Genomic DNA, 19,163 nt, shown 5'->3' with positions numbered 1-19,163 from the left:
TTCCGCAAATGCCCGCTGAGTCAAGCGCCGATGCACAACTGTCATGCACCATGAAGAAGCCGGCATGACGATGGGGAAGAGAGCTTGAGCTAGAGTAAGCTCACGGGCAGCGTGCAGATCGACCGCGCCAATGAATATCTCCCGGCCACAGGCAGTGGCCGGATGCAGCCGAGGTGATTGATGCAACACGTCGCAATCGATGGCAAACAGGAATTCCTGGCTCAACTTCGTGAACAGCTCGCCAAGCGCCTGCCGCAGGAAAAGGTGGAAGCCGTGGCGACCTTCGCCGAGGCTTTCTACGCGAGTGCGCCGCTCGAGGATCTCGTCGAGCGTCACCTCGACGACTCCTACGGGGCGACGCTGATGACCTGGCACTTCATCCAGCAGCACGACCCGCGCTCGCCCAAGGTGCATGTCTACAACCCCGATTTCGAAGAGCACGGCTGGCAGTCCTCGCATACGCTTATCGAGGTGCTGCACGAGGACATGCCGTTTCTGGTCGACTCGGTGCGTATCGAACTCAACCGCCGCGGCATCACCGTGCACGCCATCCACAACGCGGTGCTCGCCGTCGAGCGCGACCGCCAGCAGCGCCTCAAGCGGACCGCTTCACCGCGCGACGAGGATGCCCCCCAGGGGCGCGAATCGATCATGGTCATCGAGGTCGATCGTCACTCGGACCCGGCGGTGCTCGAGGACCTCGAGGCCAGCCTGCGCGACGTGCTGATCGATGTCCGCACTGCGGTCGAGGATTTCGACCCGATGCAGGCGAGGGTCGGAGAGGCCCTGGAGGAGCTCAAGGCGACGCGACCCAAGCAGGTCAGCAAGGAGGATCACAGCGAGGCGATCGCCTTCCTGGAATGGCTGCAACGGGACAACTTCACCTTCCTCGGCTACGACGAGTACGAGGTGGTCGACAAGCAGGGCAAGCAGACGCTGCAGCGCGTCAAGGGCAGCGAGCTCGGCGTGTTCAAACTCGACCAGCCGCGCTACCAGGAACGCATCCGCAGCGATCAGGGGATCGAGGACGATCATTATGTGCTGATTCCCGAACTGCTGACCTTTGCCAAGAGCGCCTATCACGCGCGTATTCATCGCCCCGCCTACCCCGACTACATCGCCGTCGAGCGCTATGACAAGGACGGCAACGTGGTCGGCGAGCGACGTTTCGTCGGCCTCTATGCCGCGGTTGTCTACAATGATTCGCCGCGCCACATCCCGGTGCTGCGCAAGAAGATCCAGGCGGTACTGGATGCCTCCGGCGTCAACCCCAAGGGTCACAACGGCAAGCACCTGCTGCAGATTCTCGAGGTCTATCCGCGCGACGACCTTTTCCAGATCAGCGCCGAGGAGCTGACCGAGACGGCGCTGGGCATTCTCAACATCCGCGAGCGGCGCCGGGTGCGCCTGTTCGTGCGCGAGGACCGTTTCGGACGCTTCTACTCCTGCCTGGTGTTCGTGCCACGCGACGTGTTTTCCACCGACCTGCGGATGCGTATCCAGAATCTGCTGTGCGAGGAACTCGACGCGACCTTCGGCGATTTCAACACCTATCTGTCGGAATCGGTGCTGGCGCGTATCCAGTTCATCCTGCGTTTCAACGGCGACAGCCCGACCGACTACGATCTGCGCAAGATCGAGAACAAGATTGCCGGCCTGGCGCGCAGCTGGCGTGACGATCTGCACAACGCGCTGGTCGAGGGGGTCGGCGAGGAGCGCGCCAATCGGCTGATGGATCGCTATCGCGACGCCTTCCCCAGCAGCTATCGAGAGGATTTCACGGCGCGAACCGCCGTCTACGACCTGCAGCACATCGGCGAAGTCGATGCGGGGGCGCCGGTCGCCCTGAGCCTCTACCGGTTGGTCGAGGAAGACGAGGAGGGCGTCAATCTCAAGCTGTTCCATGGCGATGCGCCGATCCCGCTTTCCGACGTGCTGCCGATGATGGAAAACCTGGGGTTGCGGGTCCTGGGCGAACGCCCTTACGGCATTCACCGCCCGGACAAAGCGTTCTGGATCCACGATTTCACCCTCGAGCACCATGGTCGCGAAGTCGTCAACCTGCATGACATGCGCGATATCTTCATCGACGCCTTCAAGCGCATCTGGACCGGCGAGGCCGAGAATGACCCGTTCAACCGCCTGATCATCGCCGCCAACCTCGACTGGCGCGAGGTCGCGATACTGCGTGCCTACGCCCGCTATCTCAAGCAGATTCGCTTCGGCCTGTCGCAGCTGTACATCGCCAACACGCTGACCGGCCACCCGGAGATCACCCGGGAGTTGATCCGCCTGTTCGAGCTGCGCTTCGACCCGCAGGGCGAACAGCAGTCCGGACAGATCGACGCCAGCGTCGAGCGACTGACGGGCATGCTCGACAGCGTCGCCAGCCTCAACGACGATCTGCTGCTGCGTCGCTACATCGACCTGATCCAGGCCACCCTGCGCACCAATTACTACCAGCGCGACGCCAACGGCGAGGCCAAGGACTTCATCGCCTTCAAGCTCGACCCGACGCGAGTGCCGGAGATGCCCAAGCCGCGTCCGCACTTCGAGATATTCGTCTATTCACCGCGCGTCGAGGGCGTGCATCTGCGTGGTGGCAAGGTCGCTCGCGGTGGGCTGCGCTGGTCGGACCGTCACGAGGACTTCCGTACCGAGATCCTCGGCCTGGTCAAGGCCCAGCAGGTCAAGAACGCCGTCATCGTGCCGGTGGGGGCCAAGGGTGGCTTCGTCTGCAAGCGCATGCCCGACACCGCCGATCGCGATGTCATCCAGAAGGAGGGCATCGCCTGCTATCAGATATTCATCCGGGCGCTGCTCGATATCACCGACAACCTCGACGGTGGCGAGGTCGTCGTGCCGCGGGACGTGGTCAGGCACGACGACGACGACCCCTATCTGGTGGTCGCCGCCGACAAGGGCACGGCGACCTTCTCGGATATCGCCAACGAGATATCGCTGGATTATGGCCACTGGCTGGGCGATGCCTTCGCCTCGGGCGGTGCCAACGGCTACGATCACAAGAAGATGGCGATCACCGCTCGCGGTGCCTGGGAATCGGTCAAGCGCCACTTCCGCGAGATGGGGCTGGACACCCAGAAGGATCCCTTCAGCGTGCTGGGGATCGGCGACATGGCCGGTGACGTGTTCGGCAACGGCATGCTGCTCTCCGACCGGATCCGCTTGATCGGTGCCTTCAACCACCTGCATATCTTCGTCGATCCCGACCCCGATCCGGCGAAGTCCTTCGAAGAGCGCAAGCGGCTGTTCAATCAGGCGCGCTCCAGCTGGGAGGACTACGACACCTCGTTGATCTCGGAAGGCGGCGGCGTCTTCAAGCGCAGCGCCAAGTCGATCGCCATCAGCGAGCCGATGAAGAAGGCCTTCGGCATCCGCGCCGACAAGCTTTCACCCAACGACCTGATCAGTGCCATGCTCAAGGCCCAGGTCGATCTGATCTGGAACGGAGGCATCGGCACCTATGTCAAGTCCCGCCAGGAAAGCCATGCCGAGGTCGGCGACAAGGCCAACGACGGGCTGCGCGTCGACGGCGACGAACTCAACTGCCGGGTGGTCGGCGAAGGCGGCAACCTCGGCCTGACCCAGCGTGGCCGCATGGAGGCCGCGTTGCGCGGCGTGCGCGTCAATACCGACTTCATCGACAATGCGGGCGGCGTCAACTGTTCGGACCACGAGGTCAACATCAAGATCCTGCTCGACGATATCGTCAAGCGTGGCGACATGACCGACAAGCAGCGCAATAAGCTGCTGGCGGAAATGACCGAGGAGGTCGCCGGGCTGGTGATCCGCGACAACTATCGTCAGACCCAGGCGCTGTCGTTGTCCGAACGGCTGTCGAAGGAGGGGATGGGGCCCTATCGGCGCTTCATCAACGAACTCGAGGCCAGCGGTCACCTCGATCGCGAACTCGAATCACTGCCCAGCGACGAAGCGCTGCTGGAACGCTCCAACAACGAGGAAGGGCTGACGCTGCCCGAACTCTCGGTACTGATCTCCTATGCCAAGAGCACCCTCAAGGGCGATCTGATCGCCTCCGAGGTGCCCGACGATCCGTACATCCAGAGTCATCTCGAACGCGCATTCCCCAAGACCCTGGTCGAGCGTTTCCACGAGGACATGTACGGTCACCGCCTCAAGCGCGAGATCGTGGCCACGCAGATCGCCAACGACCTGGTCGATCACATGGGCATCGTCTTCGTGCGGCGGTTGATCGACACCACCGGGGCCAGCCGGGCGGACATCGCGCGGGCCTATGTGATCGCCCGTGACAGCTTCAATCTCGAGGGGTTGTGGCAGCAGATCGAGGCGCTGGACAATCGCATCGACAGCGGCATCCAGTACCAGATGATGCTCGACCTGATGCGTCTGATCCGGCGTTCGACACGCTGGTTCCTGCGCCAGCGCAGCAGCCTGGCGGTCAGCGAGAGCATCGAACACTTCGCCCCGCGCCTGTCGCAGCTCCAGGAGAGCATCGGCAAACGCCTGCGTGGCCAGGAACTCGATATCTGGCAGGAGCGCCGCGACGAGCTCACTGCGGCCGGCGCGCCCAAGTCGCTGGCCAATATCGTTGCGGCGACCGGCAACCTGTTCGCCGGGCTGGGGATCATCGAAGCCGCCAAGCAGACCGATGAGAAGATTCAGCGCGTCGCCGAGCTCTACTACGAGATCGGCCATCGTCTCGAACTGCCGTGGATGACCGAGCAGGTCGATGCTCTCAAGGTGCGCGATAGCTGGCAGGCCCAGGCGCGCGAGACATTCCGCGACGACCTCGATCGTCAGCAGCTGGCGCTGACCGTCAGCGTGGTCAGGATGGCCGAGGCGCCGCGCGAGGTGGAGCCGCGCGTCGACCAGTGGCTGGCGCGGCATGCCGATCTCCACGAGCGTTGGTGCGGGCTGGTCAGCGAGGTGCGCGGCGGTGCCCAGGGTGGCTATCCGCTGTTTGCCGTGGCGATACGCGAACTGGTCGATCTTGCCGAGAGCAACGGCGAAAGCTGATCCCCCGATGGATGGCCCACGGGCTGGGCCACGGCGGCGGCGCGCGATGCGCGTCGTCGTCGTGCGTGTTGTGCGGTATACTCCCGGCGCCTTTCGCCCCGTTGCCGCCGAGGAGCCCGATGTACGCGTTCGCCCGCCCGCTGCTGTTTCGCATGGACCCGGAAAACGCCCATGGCGTTTCGTTACGCGCCCTGGAGCTGGCTCATCGGCTGCATCTGGCCGGTGTGTACGGTAGAGGAGACTCCCTGAACGACCCCTGCGAGGCGATGGGGCTGCGTTTTGCCAATCGCGTCGGCCTGGCGGCGGGGCTCGACAAGAATGCCGACCATCTCGACGCGCTGGGCGCGCTGGGTTTCGGTTTCGTCGAGGTCGGCACCGTCACGCCCAGGCCCCAGCCCGGCAATCCCCGGCCGCGCCTGTTCCGGCTGCCCCGGCAGCAGGCGATCATCAATCGCATGGGCTTCAACAATGCCGGGGTCGACCGGCTGGTAGCCAACGTGCGCAAGAGCCGTTATGCCGGCGTGATCGGCATCAATATCGGCAAGAATCTGTCCACGCCGGTCGCAAGGGCGGTCGACGATTACCTGCTGTGCCTTGAGCGCGTACACCCGTATGCGCACTACGTTACCGTCAATATCTCCTCGCCCAACACGCCGGGGCTTCGCGACCTGCAGCTCGGCGAGCATCTCGACGGCTTGCTCGGTCCGCTGCGTGAACGCGGTACGCGCCTCGATGAACAGGCGGGGCGGCGTGTGCCGCTGGCGGTCAAGATCGCGCCGGACATGGAGGAGTCGGCCATCGGCCTGGTGGCCGAAGCGCTCGAGCGCAATGGCATCGATGCGGTGATCGCGACCAACACCACCATCGCCCGCGATGCGGTGGCGGGCCTGCCGCACGCCGAGGAGCAGGGCGGGCTTTCCGGAGGCCCGGTATTTGCCGCATCGAATCGCGTCGTCACGGCGCTGCGGCGTCATCTGCCGGGGATGTCGATCATCGGGGTGGGGGGGATAGCCAGCGGCGACGATGCGCTGGCCAAGCGCGAGGCGGGAGCGGATCTCGTCCAGCTCTATTCGGGGCTCATCTATCGGGGGCCGGCATTGATCAGGGAGTGTCTGCGCGCCCTGCGGCAGGCCGCATGACGGGGTGAGACGGCGGGATCAGAGGCACCCCGACACGAAAAAGGCCCGTCGTCGTGACGGGCCTTGGTGCAGCCATGCTGCAACCGGGGCGGTGTTACATCACCATGGGATTCTTGTGGATGCCGGCAACCCCCGTCATGCCGGCCCATTGATCCCCGCGACCTTCACGCCAACCGCTCATCCAGTATTCGCGTAGGTTGATATCCTGACTGGGACAGTCATCTCTAGAGCGACCTGTCATACCTGCCTTGTAGCCATGAATATAGGCACGTTGAAAGCGATCACGTTTCTGTCGTTTCATCGGGTGGCCTCTTGTGAAGAACCGGATTTTTATTGCGAGTCATCAAACGACAGCGGTCGACAAACCGCTACCGCTGCTCTAGAGCCCGCGGACAGAACGCATGCGTTATCAGTAGCTACTAAGGTAATTACTAGTCCAAAAACGTCAGCCCTGTCGAGTCGTTTTTGTCACACAATCGTTACTCAAGTGAAATTAAAGGAATATTCATCCACATGCCGACTGACTCGTCAGTGCCCGAAGCGTCGAACGACGCGCTGCGGCAATTTTTCGCAACCTGCCCCAAGGGTATCGAAGCACTGCTGGCCGACGAGTTGGCCCAGTGGGGCGCCACGATCACCAAGCAGACCGTCGCCGGCGTGCACTTCGGCGCCGGGCTGGAAATGGCCTATCGCGCTTGCCTGTGGTCGCGCCTGGCCAACCGGATCATCCTGTGCCTGGACCAGCAGGGCGACATCGAGACGCCCGAGTCGCTCAAGGCCTGTGTCGAGCGGCTCGACTGGTCGCAGCAGTTGCCCGTCGACGCGACGCTGGCGGTGGATTTTCATGGTCAGTCGGCGGCGATCCGGCATACCCGTTTCGGTGCCCAGACGGTCAAGGATGGCATCGTCGATGCGTTGCGTCTTGCCGGTCGCGAGAGACCGCGCGTCGAACTGCGCGATCCGGATCTGCGAGTCTATGCGCACCTGCACCGCGGACGCCTGACCCTGGGCATCGACCTGGCCGGCACCAGCCTGCATCAGCGTGGCTACCGCCGCGAGCCGGGCCACGCGCCGCTCAAGGAGAACCTGGCGGCGGCGTTGCTGGTGCGTGCCGACTGGCCGGCCCGGGCCAGGCGCGGCGAGCCGCTGGTCGATCCGTTGTGCGGTTCGGGCACGCTGTTGATCGAGGCGGCGCTGATGGCCGCCGATGTCGCGCCCAATCTCAACCGGCAACGCTTCGGCTTGCATGGCTGGTCGGGTCATGACGAGGCATTGTGGCAGGAGCTCAAGCGCGAGGCCGAGGCGCGTGCCAGCCTGGGCAGACGGCGCATCAAGTCGCGCCTGTATGGCTTCGACCAGAGCCCGCAAGCGCTCTCCGCCGCCAGGAGCAACGCCATGCGCGCCGGCATTCCGGCACTGATCGCCTTCGAAGGGGGCGATGTCCGCCAGCTGCGGCGCCCGGCGGAAGCCGAGGGGGCGGGGCTGCTCATCACCAACCCGCCCTATGGCGAGCGTATCGGCGAGTTGCCCGAACTGGTACCGCTGTACGCCGCGCTCGGCGAACGGGCGCAACGCGAGTTTCCCGGCTGGACCCTGGCGCTGTTCACCGGCAACCCGGACCTCGGCCATCGCACCGGACTGCGCGCCGGCAAGCAGTATGCCTTCAAGAACGGCGCCCTGGACTGCAAGCTGTTGTTGATGACGATCGCCGAGGCGGGGCAGGATGCGGACGAAGCGTCGCCGACGGCGGATCGTCGCTCGCCGGGGGCGCAGATGTTCGCCAATCGGCTGGCCAAGAACCGCAAGCGGCTGGCCAAGTGGCTCAAGCGCAGCGGCGAGCAGTGCTATCGGCTCTACGATGCCGACATGCCGGAGTATGCGATGGCCATCGATATCTATGCCGAACGCGTCCACGTGCAGGAGTATGCGCCGCCGAAATCGATCGAGCCGGCTCAGGCCCGGCGGCGACTGATGGAGGCGCTGGGGGTGCTGCCCGAGGCACTCGACGTGCGCGCCGAGCATATCCATCTCAAGCAGCGCGAACGCCAGGCCGGGAAGGCCCAGTACCAGAAACGCGACTCCAGCGGCGAGCGTTTTCAGGTCGGCGAGGGCAGCGCCCGGTTATGGGTCAATCTGCGCGATTACCTGGATACCGGGCTGTTTCTCGATCACCGCCCGGTGCGACGGATGATCGCCGAACTGGCCGATGGCAAGCGCTTTCTCAACCTGTTCTGCTATACCGGGGCGGCGACCGTCCATGCCGCGCTGGGCGGCGCCACGGATAGCGTGAGCGTCGACTTGTCGAACACCTATGTCGACTGGGCACGCGACAACCTGACGCTCAATAGGCTCGATCCGTCGCGCCACCGGGTGGTCCGAGACGACTGCCTGCACTGGCTGGAAACCGCCGAGAGCCGCTTCGACCTGATCTTTCTCGATCCGCCGACCTTCTCGAACTCCAAGCGCATGGAGGCCACGCTGGATATCCAGCGCGACCATCCGCGCCTGATCGAGCTGGCCATGGCGCGGCTGGCGCCTGGCGGCACGCTGATCTTTTCCAACAATCAGCGCCGCTTCCGGCTCGATGAACGCCTCGCCGGGGATTTCTCCGTGCAGGACGTGACCCCGCGGACCTACGACCCCGATTTCCAGCGGCGTCCGGACCTGCACCACTGCTTCCTGATTCGCCATCGCGGGGACGGCGGCTGAGACGATCCGGCGGGCTATTCGAGCAGCGAGAGCTGACGAACGGCGTCACGACCCTCCGGGCTGTCGTCATGGGTCTCGAGAACCTTGCGAAAGCCCCGCGAGCGCTGAATGTGGTCGACATCGTCGAGCCACATCAGGGCCTGCTCGTGGCTGTCGGCCAGCTGATGCTTGAGGCCGCCGAACTGAGTGCCTATCTGGCCCCAGGCGCGACTGAATATCCAGTCGCCGAACATGTCCTGATGGATGTGCACCAGCACATAGTCATGAGGGCTTTCCCAGCGGACGATCACGGCGGCTCCTGAGTCGATGGCGGCTTGTCGCGCCCGCTCGCCCAGCCTAAGATGGCTGGCGATCGAGGCGCCATCATTGTAACGGCCCGCTAGCCGGGAACAAGGAGCGAGCAGCATGCGCATTCTAGCCGACCAGAACATTCCTCTGGTCGAGGAGTTCTTCGGCGAACTGGGCGAGATCCGCCGGCTTCCCGGCCGCGAGATCGATGCGCAGGCGGTGGCCGAGTGCGACATCCTGCTGGTGCGTTCGATCACCCGGGTCGACGCGACACTGCTGGCCGGCTCGCGGGTGCGCTTCGTGGGCACCTGCACGATCGGTACCGACCACGTCGATCTCGATTACCTGCGCGAGCGGCGGATCGGCTTCGCCAGTGCCCCGGGCAGCAACGCCGACTCGGTGGTCGACTACGTGCTGTCCAGCCTTTTGATGCTGGCCGAAGAGCAGGACTATCGGCTCGATCGCTGCACCATCGGCATCGTCGGGGCAGGCAATGTCGGCGACCGGCTGTGGCGGCGCCTGAGCGAACTGGGCGCCCGCTGTCTGGTCTGCGATCCGCCCCGGGCACTCGCCGAGGACCGCGACGATTTCGTCGACCTCGACACGCTGATCGGCGAGGCCGATATCCTCTGCCTGCACACACCCCTAGTGACCACGGGCGATCACCCGACCCGTCATCTCCTCGATGCGCGGCGTATCGCCGCGCTGCGGCCCGGCACAGTGCTGCTCAACGCCGGACGCGGCGACTGCCTCGATGGTCGTGCGCTGCGCGAGCGGCTGGCCGAGCATGGCGACCTGTGCACGGTCATCGATGTCTGGGAGGGCGAGCCGACCATCGACGAAGCGCTCTATTCGCTGGTCGACATCGCCACGCCGCACATTGCCGGGCACAGCCTGGACGGCAAGATGCGCGGCACCGAGCTGGTCTACCAGGCGATCATGCGCCATTACGGATTGCCGGTGCGTCGCAAGCTCGGCCAGCTAAAGCCCGAGCCTTGGCTGCGCAAGCTGGTGCTCACCGGCTGGGCGCCGCCCGGCGAGGCATTGTCGCTCTGCGTACGCTCCTGCTACGACGTACGCCGCGACATGGTCGGCTTCGAACGCTACCGACGACGCCTGGGCATGCCCCAGGCGTTCGATCGTTATCGCGCCGAATACCCCGTACGCCGCGAATTCGCGACGTTGCGGGTCGACCTCAAGAAGAACAACAATGATCTGCGCGAAGCCCTCGAGCGATTCGGCTTCAAGGTCAGGCTGGCCAGCAAGCAGTGAGCGAGGGCGGTTACTGGTCCGCGAGCCCATCAAAAAGCCCCGGCATGCCGGGGCTTTTTGATGGGGTGCGGCCATGCAGGCAGCGGTGTCGCGCGGTCACTGGCGGTAAGCCGACTCCTTGAGTGCCCGGATGCGGTCGTCGAGCGGCGGGTGGCTGGCGAACAGGCGTTCCATGATCTTGCGGGTCTGCCCGGTAGTGATGGCGAAGGCGGTCAGCGTGTCGGGCATCTGGTCGGGCATCTGGGTTTCCGCCTTGAGTCGTGCCAGGGCGTTGATCATCGCGCCGCTGCCGGCCAGCTTGGCGCCGGCGGCGTCGGCACGGTATTCGCGGAAGCGCGAGAACCAGGCGACGATGATCGAGGCGACCAGGCCGAAGACGATCTCGGCGACGATGACCACCACGAAATAGCCCATGAAGCCCAGTCCGCCGTTGTCGTCGCGGCGCAGGAAGCTGTCGACCAGTTGCGCGACGACGCGGGCGAAGAACATCACGAAGGTGTTGAGCACGCCCTGGATCAGCGCCAGGGTGACCATGTCGCCGTTGGCGACGTGGCCGATCTCGTGTGCTAGCACGGCGCGGATCTCTTCGGGGCGCATGCGCGTGAGCAGGCCCTCCGATACCGCCACCAGCGCGTCGTCCTTCTTCCAGCCGGTGGCGAAGGCATTGGATTGCTGGGCCGGGAATATCGCCACTTCGGGGGTCTTGATGCCGGCGTCACGAGCCAGTTCGGCGACGGTGTCGAGCAGCCAGCGCTCGTTGGCGTCGCGTGGCTGGGTGATGACATGGGCGCGGGTGCTCATCTTGGCCATCTTCTTCGACAGCAGCAGCGAGATCAGCGAGCCGGCCATGCCGAACACGAAGCAGAAGATCAGCAGGCTGTTCATGTTCAGCCCGTTGGCGTTGAGGTAGGGTTCGACACCGAGCAGGCGCAGGGTGATGCTGGCCACCAGCACCACCGCCAGGTTGGTGGCCAGGAACAGGATGATACGCATCATAAGGGTGAATCCTCAGCAGTCGGAAACCGGGAATTTCAGGATGTTACTGGCTGGTTAGATGGGTGGCGGGCGCTCGGGTTTCAAGCGCCCGGCAAAATGTTGTTGCCGGCTTGTCGCGCCCGGACTCACTGGCGATAGCGACCGAGAAAGCGGGCGAATCGCTCCAGCGCATCGTCGAGTTGCTCGGCCCAGGGCAGGGTGACGATGCGCACGTGATCAGGCTCGGGCCAGTTGAAGGCAGTGCCCTGGACGAGCAGGATCTTCTCCTGCAGCAACAGGTCGAGGACCAGCTTTTCGTCGTCCTGGATATTGAATACCCGGGGGTCGAGCCGCGGAAAGGCATACAGTGCCCCCCTGGGCCTGGTGCAGGAAACCCCGGGAATGGCGTTGAGCTTCTCGTAGGTGATGTCGCGCTGGGCGCGCAGCCGTCCGCCGGGCAGCACCAGATCGTTGATCGACTGGTAGCCGCCGAGCGCGGTCTGGATGGCGTGCTGGGCCGGCACGTTGGCGCACAGGCGCATCGAGGCGAGCATGTTGAGGCCCTGGATGAAGTCGGCGGCGCGCTGCTTGCCGAGCCCGCCGGAAAGGATCATCCAGCCCGAACGAAAGCCCGCGCAGCGATAGCTCTTGGACAGGCCGTTCATGGTCACCACCAGTTGCTCGTCGCTGGCCAGCGCACCGGTGGAGACGTGTTCAACGTCGTCGTAGAGGATCTTGTCGTAGATCTCGTCGGAGAACACCACCAGATCGTGCTGGCGGGCGATGGCCAGCAGTTCCTTGACCACTTCGGGGGGGTAGACCGCGCCGGTGGGGTTGTTGGGGTTGATCAGTACCAGCGCGCGGGTGTGGCTGGTGATCTTGTCGCGCAGGTCGGCCAGGTCGGGGGCCCAGTCGGCCTGCTCGTCGCAGAGGTAGTGCACCGGACGCCCGCCGGACAGGTTGGCGGCAGCGGTCCAGAGAGGGTAGTCGGGGGCCGGTATCAGTACTTCGTCGCCGTCGTTGAGCAGCGCCTGCATGGCCATCACGATCAGTTCGGAAACGCCGTTGCCGACGAAGATGTCCTCGATGCCCACGCCGGGGATGGCCTTGCGCTGACACTCCTGCATGATCGCCTTGCGCGCCGAATACAGCCCCTTGGAATCGCAATAGCCCTGAGCGGTGGGCAGGTTGCGCATCACGTCCTGGAGGATCTCCTCCGGCGCCTCGAAGCCGAACGGCGCGGGATTGCCGATATTCAGCTTGAGGATTCGCTGCCCTTCGTCCTCGAGTCGCTTGGCATGATCGAGGACCGGGCCGCGGATGTCATAACAGACGTTGTCGAGCTTGTGCGATTTGCGGATCGGGTTGAGGGTCGTTTCCATGGAGTGTCCGTTGGCGACTGGGGCGCTGGGTGACCAGTTGCAGGGCGAATGTCAGATTTCAGGCGTCGTACCGGTGGGGCTGCACCGGCGCAGCCCAGCATAACCCGACGCGCCGATCGGCAAAAGCGCCCGCGGCCCGAGCGCTCGCGCCTCACCGGGCGGGGTCAGGCAAGGCCGTCTTCGGCAGGCGTTTCGGCGCCGATTTCGACGATATCGGCGGGGGTTTCCAGCGTCACCCGGCCGAGCTTGCCGTCACGCAGTTCATGCAACAGCACCTCGGCGCCACGATGCATGTCGACTTCGCCGCCGGCCCGCAGGCCGCCGCGCTTGCCGGCGATCGCCTTGACGATGGCCTGGCCGTCGTAGCCGGCCAGGGCCATCAGGTCGAGCGCCGGCCCGCCATCGACCTCGATAGTCGCGGCCTGGGGATCGGGGGTGTAGCTGGGTAGCGCCTTGAGCTTGAAGCGAGCGCTCAAGGCGTCTGGGTAACGCTTGGCCAGCTCGGCGGCGGTGATCATCGCCACGTCGAGGTAGTCGATCGCCGTATCGCGAATCGCGCCGCTGGCGGCCAGGCGGTACGCGCTGGCCTGGTTCTCGATCTTCGGCCACAGCACCCCGGGCGTGTCTATCAGGGCGATGCCTCCTTCGATGCGGATACGCTGCTGGCGCTTGGTGACGGCCGGCTCGTTGCCGGTCTTGGCGATCTTGCGACCGGCCAGGCCATTGATCAGGGTCGACTTGCCGACGTTGGGAATGCCCATGACCATCACCCGCACGTCGCGGTCGGCGCGCACCTGGCCGGCCAGCTCGTGGCATAGCGAGGGAATGCGCTTGAGTTCGCGGGCCTGGGTCGTGGTGACCGCCAGGGCGCGAGTGTCCGGCAGGGCGTCGAAGTGCGCGACCCATTCGGCGGTGCGCGCCGCATCGGCCAGATCGGCCCGCGAGAGGATCTTGAGTACCGGCTTGTGCTCGGTGAGTTCGGCGAGCATGGGATTGGCGCTGGAGTAGGGCAGGCGGGCATCGAGGACCTCGAGCACCACGTCGATCTCGGGAAGTGCTTCCTTGATCTGGCGGCGCGCCTTGTTCATGTGTCCCGGATACCAGCCGAGCATCGTCGTCCCCTGTGCAGTGATCTATGCGCCCATCTTACCAGACCTTGCACATCCGCTGTGTCCGGGAAAGGCCTTCGCCGCAAGCTGGCGAATCACGCAGGCGCCGCCAGTGGCGAAGCATGGACCGGGCGCCTCGAGAGGACGCCTTGTCGGGTTACTCATCGCGATGGAAGTCCAATGCCACGGAATTGATGCAGTAGCGCTGGCCGGTGGTCTGCGGCGGGCCATCGGGAAAGACATGGCCCAGGTGAGCGTCACAGTGCGAACAGACGACTTCGGTGCGGCGCATGCCATGCGACTCGTCGAAGTGCTCCTCGACCGAGCCCTTGCCGAGTGGGCGGTCGAAGCTCGGCCAACCGCAGCCGGCGTCGAACTTGTGCTCGTTCTCGAACAAGGCGGCGCCACAGCAGACACAGTGGTAGATGCCCTGTTCATCGCTGACCTGGTGATCGCCACTGAACGGCGGTTCGGTGCCCTTTTCGCGCGTCACCCGGTATTGTTCCTGGGTCAGTTGCTGGCGCCATTCGGCGTCGCTCTTGTGCAGTTTGTTGCGCATGCGTTCCTCCTCGCGCGGTCTGTGGTGTGTCGCTTCTCATGAGACAACAGACAGGGTGTGGTAGGCCAGCCCCTGCAACAGGTTTCGCTGGATTACAGCATAGTCGTCCGGTCGAGCGACGGCGGCTTGACACCCTGGGAAGGGCTAATTAATATACGCGCCACCTCGACGAGGCAGGCATGCGTCCCATTCGTCTAGTGGTCCAGGACACTGCCCTTTCACGGCAGTAACAGGGGTTCGAACCCCCTATGGGACGCCACTTCCTCGCAGGTGCCGGAGTCGGTAAGACGCAGTGCGGGAATAGCTCAGTGGTAGAGCATCGCCTTGCCAAGGCGAGGGTCGGGAGTTCGAATCTCCTTTCCCGCTCCAGTCTTGCGAACAACGTGTCCCGTTCGTCTAGTGGCCTAGGACACTGCCCTTTCACGGCAGTAACAGGGGTTCGAACCCCCTACGGGACGCCATCTCCGAGCAAGCGGTATATACTGCTGACACAAGTAGTGCGTAAGGTTGCGGGAATAGCTCAGTGGTAGAGCATCGCCTTGCCAAGGCGAGGGTCGGGAGTTCGAATCTCCTTTCCCGCTCCAGTCTTGCGAACAACGTGTCCCGTTCGTCTAGTGGTCCAGGACACTGCCCTTTCACGGCAGTAACAGGGGTTCGAACCCCCTACGGGACGCCACTCCTTGTCATGCAGTCCTCTCCAAGCGGGAATAGCTCAGTGGTAGAGCATCGCCTTGCCAAGGCGAGGGTCGGGAGTTCGAATCTCCTTTCCCGCTCCAAATCCTTCCGAATCCTCCATGACTGCAGGGATATCGGCACTTGCCGAATCCGTTCACGGCATGCGTGCCGTTGATTTTTGCGACGGCGGCCTCATGTAGTACGTCTTTGCCACGCTAATTGTTAGGCGTGTTCGACGATTGACTGACGATAGGGGCGTTCGATGGCAGAACCCGCGCTTTCCATCCGGGGGCTCACGAAAGTCTACGGCAATGGTTTTCATGCCCTGAAGGGGATCGATCTGGACGTTCCCGAGGGTGACTTCTTTGCCCTGCTGGGGCCTAACGGGGCGGGCAAGTCCACCACGCTGGGAATCGTTTGCTCGTTGGTGCAGAAGACGGCCGGCAAGGTGTCGATCTATGGCATCGACATCGATCGCGATTTTGCCAAGGCCAAGTACCAGATGGGCGTGGTGCCCCAGGAGTTCAATTTCTCCCAGTTCGAGAAGGTCGAGGATATCATCCTCGCCCAGGCCGGCTATTACGGGATGTCGCTGCGCGAGGCCAAGCCACGCTGCGACCGGCTGCTCGAGGACCTGGGCCTGTGGGACAAGCGCAATGGCCCGGCGCGCATGCTCTCCGGGGGGATGAAGCGTCGCCTGATGATCGCCCGCGCGCTGATTCATCGTCCCCGCCTGTTGATCCTCGACGAGCCCACGGCCGGTGTGGATATCGAATTGCGGCGCAGCATGTGGCAGTACATGCGGCGGATCAACCGTGAGGAGGGGACCACCATCATCCTCACCACGCACTACCTCGAAGAGGCCGAGAGCCTGTGCCGCAACATCGCCATCATCAACAACGGTGAAATCGTCAAGAATACCTCGGTACGCGACCTGCTGACCGAGCTCGATACCGAGACCTTCCTGCTCGATCTGGCACGGCCGGTCGATGCCGCGCCGGCCCTCGAGGGCTTCGAGGTCGAGCGGGTGGAAGCCTCGCAGCTGTCGCTCGGCCTGCGCAAGGGCCAGCGTCTCAATGATGCCTTCGCGCAGCTTTCGGCGCAGGGCATCGAGATCGTATCGATGCGTAACCGGGCCAATCGGCTCGAGGAGCTGTTCGTGTCGATGGTCGAAAACGACAATGCCGCATCGCGCCCGGCCAAGCTCGCCGACGAGGAGGTCGCCAAATGAACCCCCGTCAGATTCTGGTCTCGTTGTGGACGCTGGTGGTCAAGGAGGTGCGCCGCTTCACCCGTATCTGGCCGCAGACCCTGCTGCCGCCGTCGATCACCATGACCATGTACTTCATCATCTTCGGCAACCTGATCGGCTCGCGTATCGGCGAGATGGACGGCTTCAGCTACATGGCATACATCGTCCCCGGGCTGATCATGATGTCGGTGATCACCAACAGCTATTCCAACGTCGCCTCATCGTTCTTTTCCAACAAGTTTCAGCGTTCGGTCGAGGAGATGATGGTCTCGCCGATGCCCAACTGGGTGATCCTCGCCGGCTTCGTGCTCGGCGGCATGGCGCGCGGGCTGGGCGTGGGGTTGATCGTTACCGTTGTATCGTTCTTCTTCACGGATCTGTCGATTCATCATCCGCTGGTAATGCTCGGCGTGGTGATCATGACCGCCGCGCTGTTTTCCATCGGCGGCTTCGTCAACGCGCTGCTGGCGCACAAGTTCGACGACATATCGATCGTGCCGATCTTCGTGCTGACGCCGCTGACCTACCTGGGGGGCGTGTTCTACTCGATAGACATGTTGCCGGAGTTCTGGCAGGGCGTGTCGATGATCAATCCCATCCTGTACATGGTCAACGCCTTCCGCTATGGCATCCTCGGTGTGTCCGACATCCCGGTGGCGGGGGCGCTGGTCGCCATAGCGGTCTTCATCGCGGCGTTCTTCGCGCTGGCGCTGTGGATGCTGGAGCGCGGCAAGGGCATACGCAGCTGAGGTTCGCATGAATCGACCCGAGACCCTCGCGGACGCCCCTCTGGGGCGTGAATCGCGTTATCCCGAGCGCTACGACCCGGCGCTCTTGTACCCTGTTGCCAGGGCAGCCAACCGTGCACCGTTGGGAATCGACGCCGACCGGCTACCCTTCGTCGGCGAGGATGAGTGGCATGCCTACGAGCTTTCCTGGCTCAACCCGCGAGGCAAGCCACTGGTGGCGGTGGCTCGCTTTCGCCTGTCGGCGGACACGCCGCGGCTGATCGAGTCCAAGTCATGGAAGCTCTATCTCAACAGCTTCAACCAGAGCCGTTTCGTGGACCGGGATGCCGTTCGCGACACGCTGGCAACCGATCTGTCGGCGGCGGCCGGCGGTGCTGTGTCGGTCGAGCTGCTTGCGGTCGACGACCCACGCTTGATGCCGCGGCGATTGCCCGGGGAGTGCCTCGACGAGCTCGATGTCGCGATCAGCGAGTATTCACCGCGCTCCGAGCTGTTAACCGTGGGCCAGGAAATCGTCGAGGAGAGCCTTCATTCGCACCTGCTCAAGTCCAACTGCCCGGTGACCGGCCAGCCCGACTGGGGCAGTGTGCTGATTCGCTACCGCGGTCCGCGTCTCGACCGCGAGGGATTGCTCAAGTACCTGGTGGCCTATCGCCGGCACCAGGATTTCCACGAGCATTGCGTCGAACACATCTTTATCGATCTCATGGCACGCCTGCGCCCCGAGAAGTTGCTGGTGCTGGCGCGTTACGTGCGTCGTGGCGGGCTCGATATCAGTCCCTGGCGCGCTACCCCGGGCGAGCGCCCCCCCGAACCGTTGCGGCTGGCGCGGCAGTGAGCGGTTGCGGTAAGGTGCTTGCTCACTGAGACCTATTCTCGTTTGAGGAGGCTGACATGGAAGCGATGACGCTGCTCCACGAGCGCAGTTCGATGGGCAAGCTGGCCGGCCCGGCACCGGATCGCGAACAGCTCGACGCCCTCTATCGAGCGGCCCTGCGCGCGCCGGACCACAAGGAGCTGATGCCGTGGCGCTTCATCGAGTTCAGTGGCGCCGGCCTCGACCGCCTGGGCGAACTGTTCGCCGAGGGCGAGGCGCGCAAGGATCCGCAGGTCGAGGAAAGACAGCTGGAATCGATCCGCAAGAAACCCAAGCGGGCGCCGCTGATCATCGCCGTGATCGCCCGGGTCACGCCGGATCTGGCCAAGGTTCCGCCCATTGAGCAGGTGTTGTCGGCCGGTTGCGCCGCCCACGCGATCGTCCTGGCTGCCCAGGCCCAAGGGCTCGGGGCGATGTGGCGCACCGGCAGCTTCGCGTTCGACCCCGTCGTGCGCGAGGGGCTGGGGGTGACCGAGCATGACGCGATCGTCGGCTTCATCTATCTGGGCCAGCCCGGGGGGCGCTTCAGGACGCCGCCGACACGTGACCCGGTCGATTTCGTCGAGCGCTGGGATTGATGGCGGGTCGCGACCCCGGTGAAGCCTGTCCGCCGTTGGCATTGCCGAAACCGGGGCAGGCGGAGGATCTGACGCGTTTTCAGCAGTGGCTCGAAACGGCGATACCATTGGCGGGTCATTTCGGGATGCGGCGCTTGTATTGGCAGGATGCCACGTTGCTAGGCGATGTGCGCCTTGCACCCAACCTCAACGACAAGGGGACCGGTTTCGGCGGTTCGCTGGCGGCACAGGCGACGCTGCTGGGATGGTGCTGGGTGACGCTCTGGTTGCGTGCGCGGGGTTGGCATCGGAACGTCGTCGTCGCCGAGGCAACGCAGCGATATCGGGCGCCGGTCACGGCGGACTACCGGCTGTCCTGTTACGCGGCAAGAGCCGAGCAGCCCTCACGGCTTGCCGCGCGTCTCGATGAGCGCGGCAAGGGCCGTATCAAGCTCGTCCAGCAGGTTCACGTCGAGGATATGCTCTGCTTCGAGGCGTTGGGCGACTATGTGATACTTCCTGACGACAAGCGGGGTTGAGCCGAAAAACCCGCTTGCAATCGTGAGGTTAGCTCGTTACCATGTGCGCCGTTCTGACGAAC

General features: G+C 64.2%; 15 protein-coding genes and 6 tRNA genes. 15 read left to right on the top strand and 6 right to left on the bottom strand.

Annotation, left to right across the window (positions count from 1 at the left end):
• Nucleotides 1–180 precede the first annotated feature (180 nt).
• Together HR9077_RS11560 and HR9077_RS11555 are read left to right on the top strand one after the other, a co-directional pair.
• Nucleotides 181–5,019 carry an NAD-glutamate dehydrogenase gene (locus HR9077_RS11560; protein ID WP_136067143.1) on the top strand — a complete coding sequence of 1,613 codons (4,839 nt, stop codon included), beginning with the start codon at nucleotides 181–183 and terminating at the stop codon, nucleotides 5,017–5,019.
• Between the two features lie 119 nt (nucleotides 5,020–5,138).
• Nucleotides 5,139–6,158, top strand: coding sequence for a quinone-dependent dihydroorotate dehydrogenase (locus tag HR9077_RS11555; RefSeq protein WP_136067142.1), 1,020 nt, complete (start codon nucleotides 5,139–5,141; stop codon nucleotides 6,156–6,158).
• A 94-nt stretch (nucleotides 6,159–6,252) separates the two neighbouring features.
• Here the strand turns inward: HR9077_RS11555 and rmf are convergent, their stop codons facing one another.
• Nucleotides 6,253–6,459 (bottom strand): ribosome modulation factor, encoded by a 207-nt coding sequence (gene rmf, locus HR9077_RS11550; protein ID WP_136067141.1) that lies wholly within the window; start codon nucleotides 6,457–6,459, stop codon nucleotides 6,253–6,255.
• A 212-nt stretch (nucleotides 6,460–6,671) separates the two neighbouring features.
• On the opposite strand from rmf, the gene rlmKL reads away from it, so the two are divergent.
• Nucleotides 6,672–8,867, top strand: coding sequence for a bifunctional 23S rRNA (guanine(2069)-N(7))-methyltransferase RlmK/23S rRNA (guanine(2445)-N(2))-methyltransferase RlmL (rlmKL, locus tag HR9077_RS11545; RefSeq protein WP_136067140.1), 2,196 nt, complete (start codon nucleotides 6,672–6,674; stop codon nucleotides 8,865–8,867).
• A gap of 14 nt (nucleotides 8,868–8,881) precedes the next feature.
• Here the strand turns inward: rlmKL and HR9077_RS11540 are convergent, their stop codons facing one another.
• The gene (locus HR9077_RS11540) at nucleotides 8,882–9,157 is read right to left on the bottom strand and encodes a hypothetical protein (protein WP_136067139.1); all 276 of its coding nucleotides are present in this window, start codon (nucleotides 9,155–9,157) and stop codon (nucleotides 8,882–8,884) included.
• 115 nt (nucleotides 9,158–9,272) lie between these two features.
• Here HR9077_RS11540 and pdxB point away from each other — a divergent pair, with 115 nt between their 5' ends.
• On the top strand, nucleotides 9,273–10,427 hold the full coding sequence (pdxB, locus tag HR9077_RS11535; RefSeq protein ID WP_136067138.1) for a 4-phosphoerythronate dehydrogenase PdxB: 1,155 nt from the start codon (nucleotides 9,273–9,275) through the stop codon (nucleotides 10,425–10,427).
• Nucleotides 10,428–10,523: 96 nt separating this feature from the next.
• Here pdxB and htpX read toward each other — a convergent pair whose 3' ends face one another.
• The 4 genes from htpX to msrB form a co-directional block, all read right to left on the bottom strand.
• Nucleotides 10,524–11,423: a protease HtpX gene (gene htpX, locus HR9077_RS11530; protein ID WP_136067137.1), complete on the bottom strand. Its 900-nt coding sequence runs from the start codon at nucleotides 11,421–11,423 to the stop codon at nucleotides 10,524–10,526.
• Nucleotides 11,424–11,548: 125 nt separating this feature from the next.
• Nucleotides 11,549–12,784, bottom strand: coding sequence for a pyridoxal phosphate-dependent aminotransferase (locus HR9077_RS11525; RefSeq protein WP_136067136.1), 1,236 nt, complete (start codon nucleotides 12,782–12,784; stop codon nucleotides 11,549–11,551).
• A 164-nt stretch (nucleotides 12,785–12,948) separates the two neighbouring features.
• A complete protein-coding gene (gene ylqF, locus HR9077_RS11520) occupies nucleotides 12,949–13,896 on the bottom strand; it encodes a ribosome biogenesis GTPase YlqF (RefSeq protein ID WP_136067135.1) in 948 nt (315 codons plus the stop codon).
• Nucleotides 13,897–14,050: 154 nt separating this feature from the next.
• Nucleotides 14,051–14,452: a peptide-methionine (R)-S-oxide reductase MsrB gene (gene msrB / locus HR9077_RS11515; RefSeq protein ID WP_136067134.1), complete on the bottom strand. Its 402-nt coding sequence runs from the start codon at nucleotides 14,450–14,452 to the stop codon at nucleotides 14,051–14,053.
• Nucleotides 14,453–14,635: 183 nt separating this feature from the next.
• On the opposite strand from msrB, the gene HR9077_RS11510 reads away from it, so the two are divergent.
• The 11 genes from HR9077_RS11510 to HR9077_RS11460 all read left to right on the top strand — a co-directional run bounded on the left by HR9077_RS11510 (nucleotide 14,636) and on the right by HR9077_RS11460 (nucleotide 19,101).
• Nucleotides 14,636–14,711, top strand: a tRNA-Glu gene (locus HR9077_RS11510).
• Nucleotides 14,712–14,746: 35 nt separating this feature from the next.
• Nucleotides 14,747–14,821, top strand: a tRNA-Gly gene (locus HR9077_RS11505).
• Between the two features lie 16 nt (nucleotides 14,822–14,837).
• Nucleotides 14,838–14,913 (top strand) — tRNA-Glu (locus tag HR9077_RS11500).
• Between the two features lie 48 nt (nucleotides 14,914–14,961).
• A tRNA-Gly gene (locus tag HR9077_RS11495) sits at nucleotides 14,962–15,036 on the top strand.
• A 16-nt stretch (nucleotides 15,037–15,052) separates the two neighbouring features.
• Nucleotides 15,053–15,128, top strand: a tRNA-Glu gene (locus HR9077_RS11490).
• Nucleotides 15,129–15,153: 25 nt separating this feature from the next.
• A tRNA-Gly gene (locus tag HR9077_RS11485) sits at nucleotides 15,154–15,228 on the top strand.
• A gap of 161 nt (nucleotides 15,229–15,389) precedes the next feature.
• Nucleotides 15,390–16,358 carry an ABC transporter ATP-binding protein gene (locus HR9077_RS11480; protein ID WP_136067133.1) on the top strand — a complete coding sequence of 323 codons (969 nt, stop codon included), beginning with the start codon at nucleotides 15,390–15,392 and terminating at the stop codon, nucleotides 16,356–16,358.
• Nucleotides 16,355–17,128, top strand: a complete 774-nt coding sequence (locus tag HR9077_RS11475; RefSeq protein WP_136067132.1) for an ABC transporter permease — start codon at nucleotides 16,355–16,357, stop codon at nucleotides 17,126–17,128. The genes HR9077_RS11480 and HR9077_RS11475 overlap by 4 nt, the downstream gene beginning before the upstream one ends.
• A gap of 7 nt (nucleotides 17,129–17,135) precedes the next feature.
• Nucleotides 17,136–17,966, top strand: coding sequence for an NADPH-dependent 7-cyano-7-deazaguanine reductase QueF (gene queF / locus HR9077_RS11470; RefSeq protein WP_136067131.1), 831 nt, complete (start codon nucleotides 17,136–17,138; stop codon nucleotides 17,964–17,966).
• Between the two features lie 56 nt (nucleotides 17,967–18,022).
• Nucleotides 18,023–18,583, top strand: coding sequence for a nitroreductase family protein (locus HR9077_RS11465; RefSeq protein ID WP_136067130.1), 561 nt, complete (start codon nucleotides 18,023–18,025; stop codon nucleotides 18,581–18,583).
• Nucleotides 18,583–19,101 carry a YiiD C-terminal domain-containing protein gene (locus tag HR9077_RS11460; protein ID WP_136067129.1) on the top strand — a complete coding sequence of 173 codons (519 nt, stop codon included), beginning with the start codon at nucleotides 18,583–18,585 and terminating at the stop codon, nucleotides 19,099–19,101. The genes HR9077_RS11465 and HR9077_RS11460 overlap by 1 nt, the downstream gene beginning before the upstream one ends.
• Nucleotides 19,102–19,163 lie beyond the last annotated feature (62 nt).

Source organism: Modicisalibacter radicis (genome assembly GCF_900961225.1).
Taxonomy (GTDB): Bacteria; Pseudomonadota; Gammaproteobacteria; order Pseudomonadales; family Halomonadaceae; genus Modicisalibacter.
The sequence above is the reverse complement of the archived record's forward strand: the minus strand, read 5'-3'. Positions and strand labels throughout refer to the sequence as shown.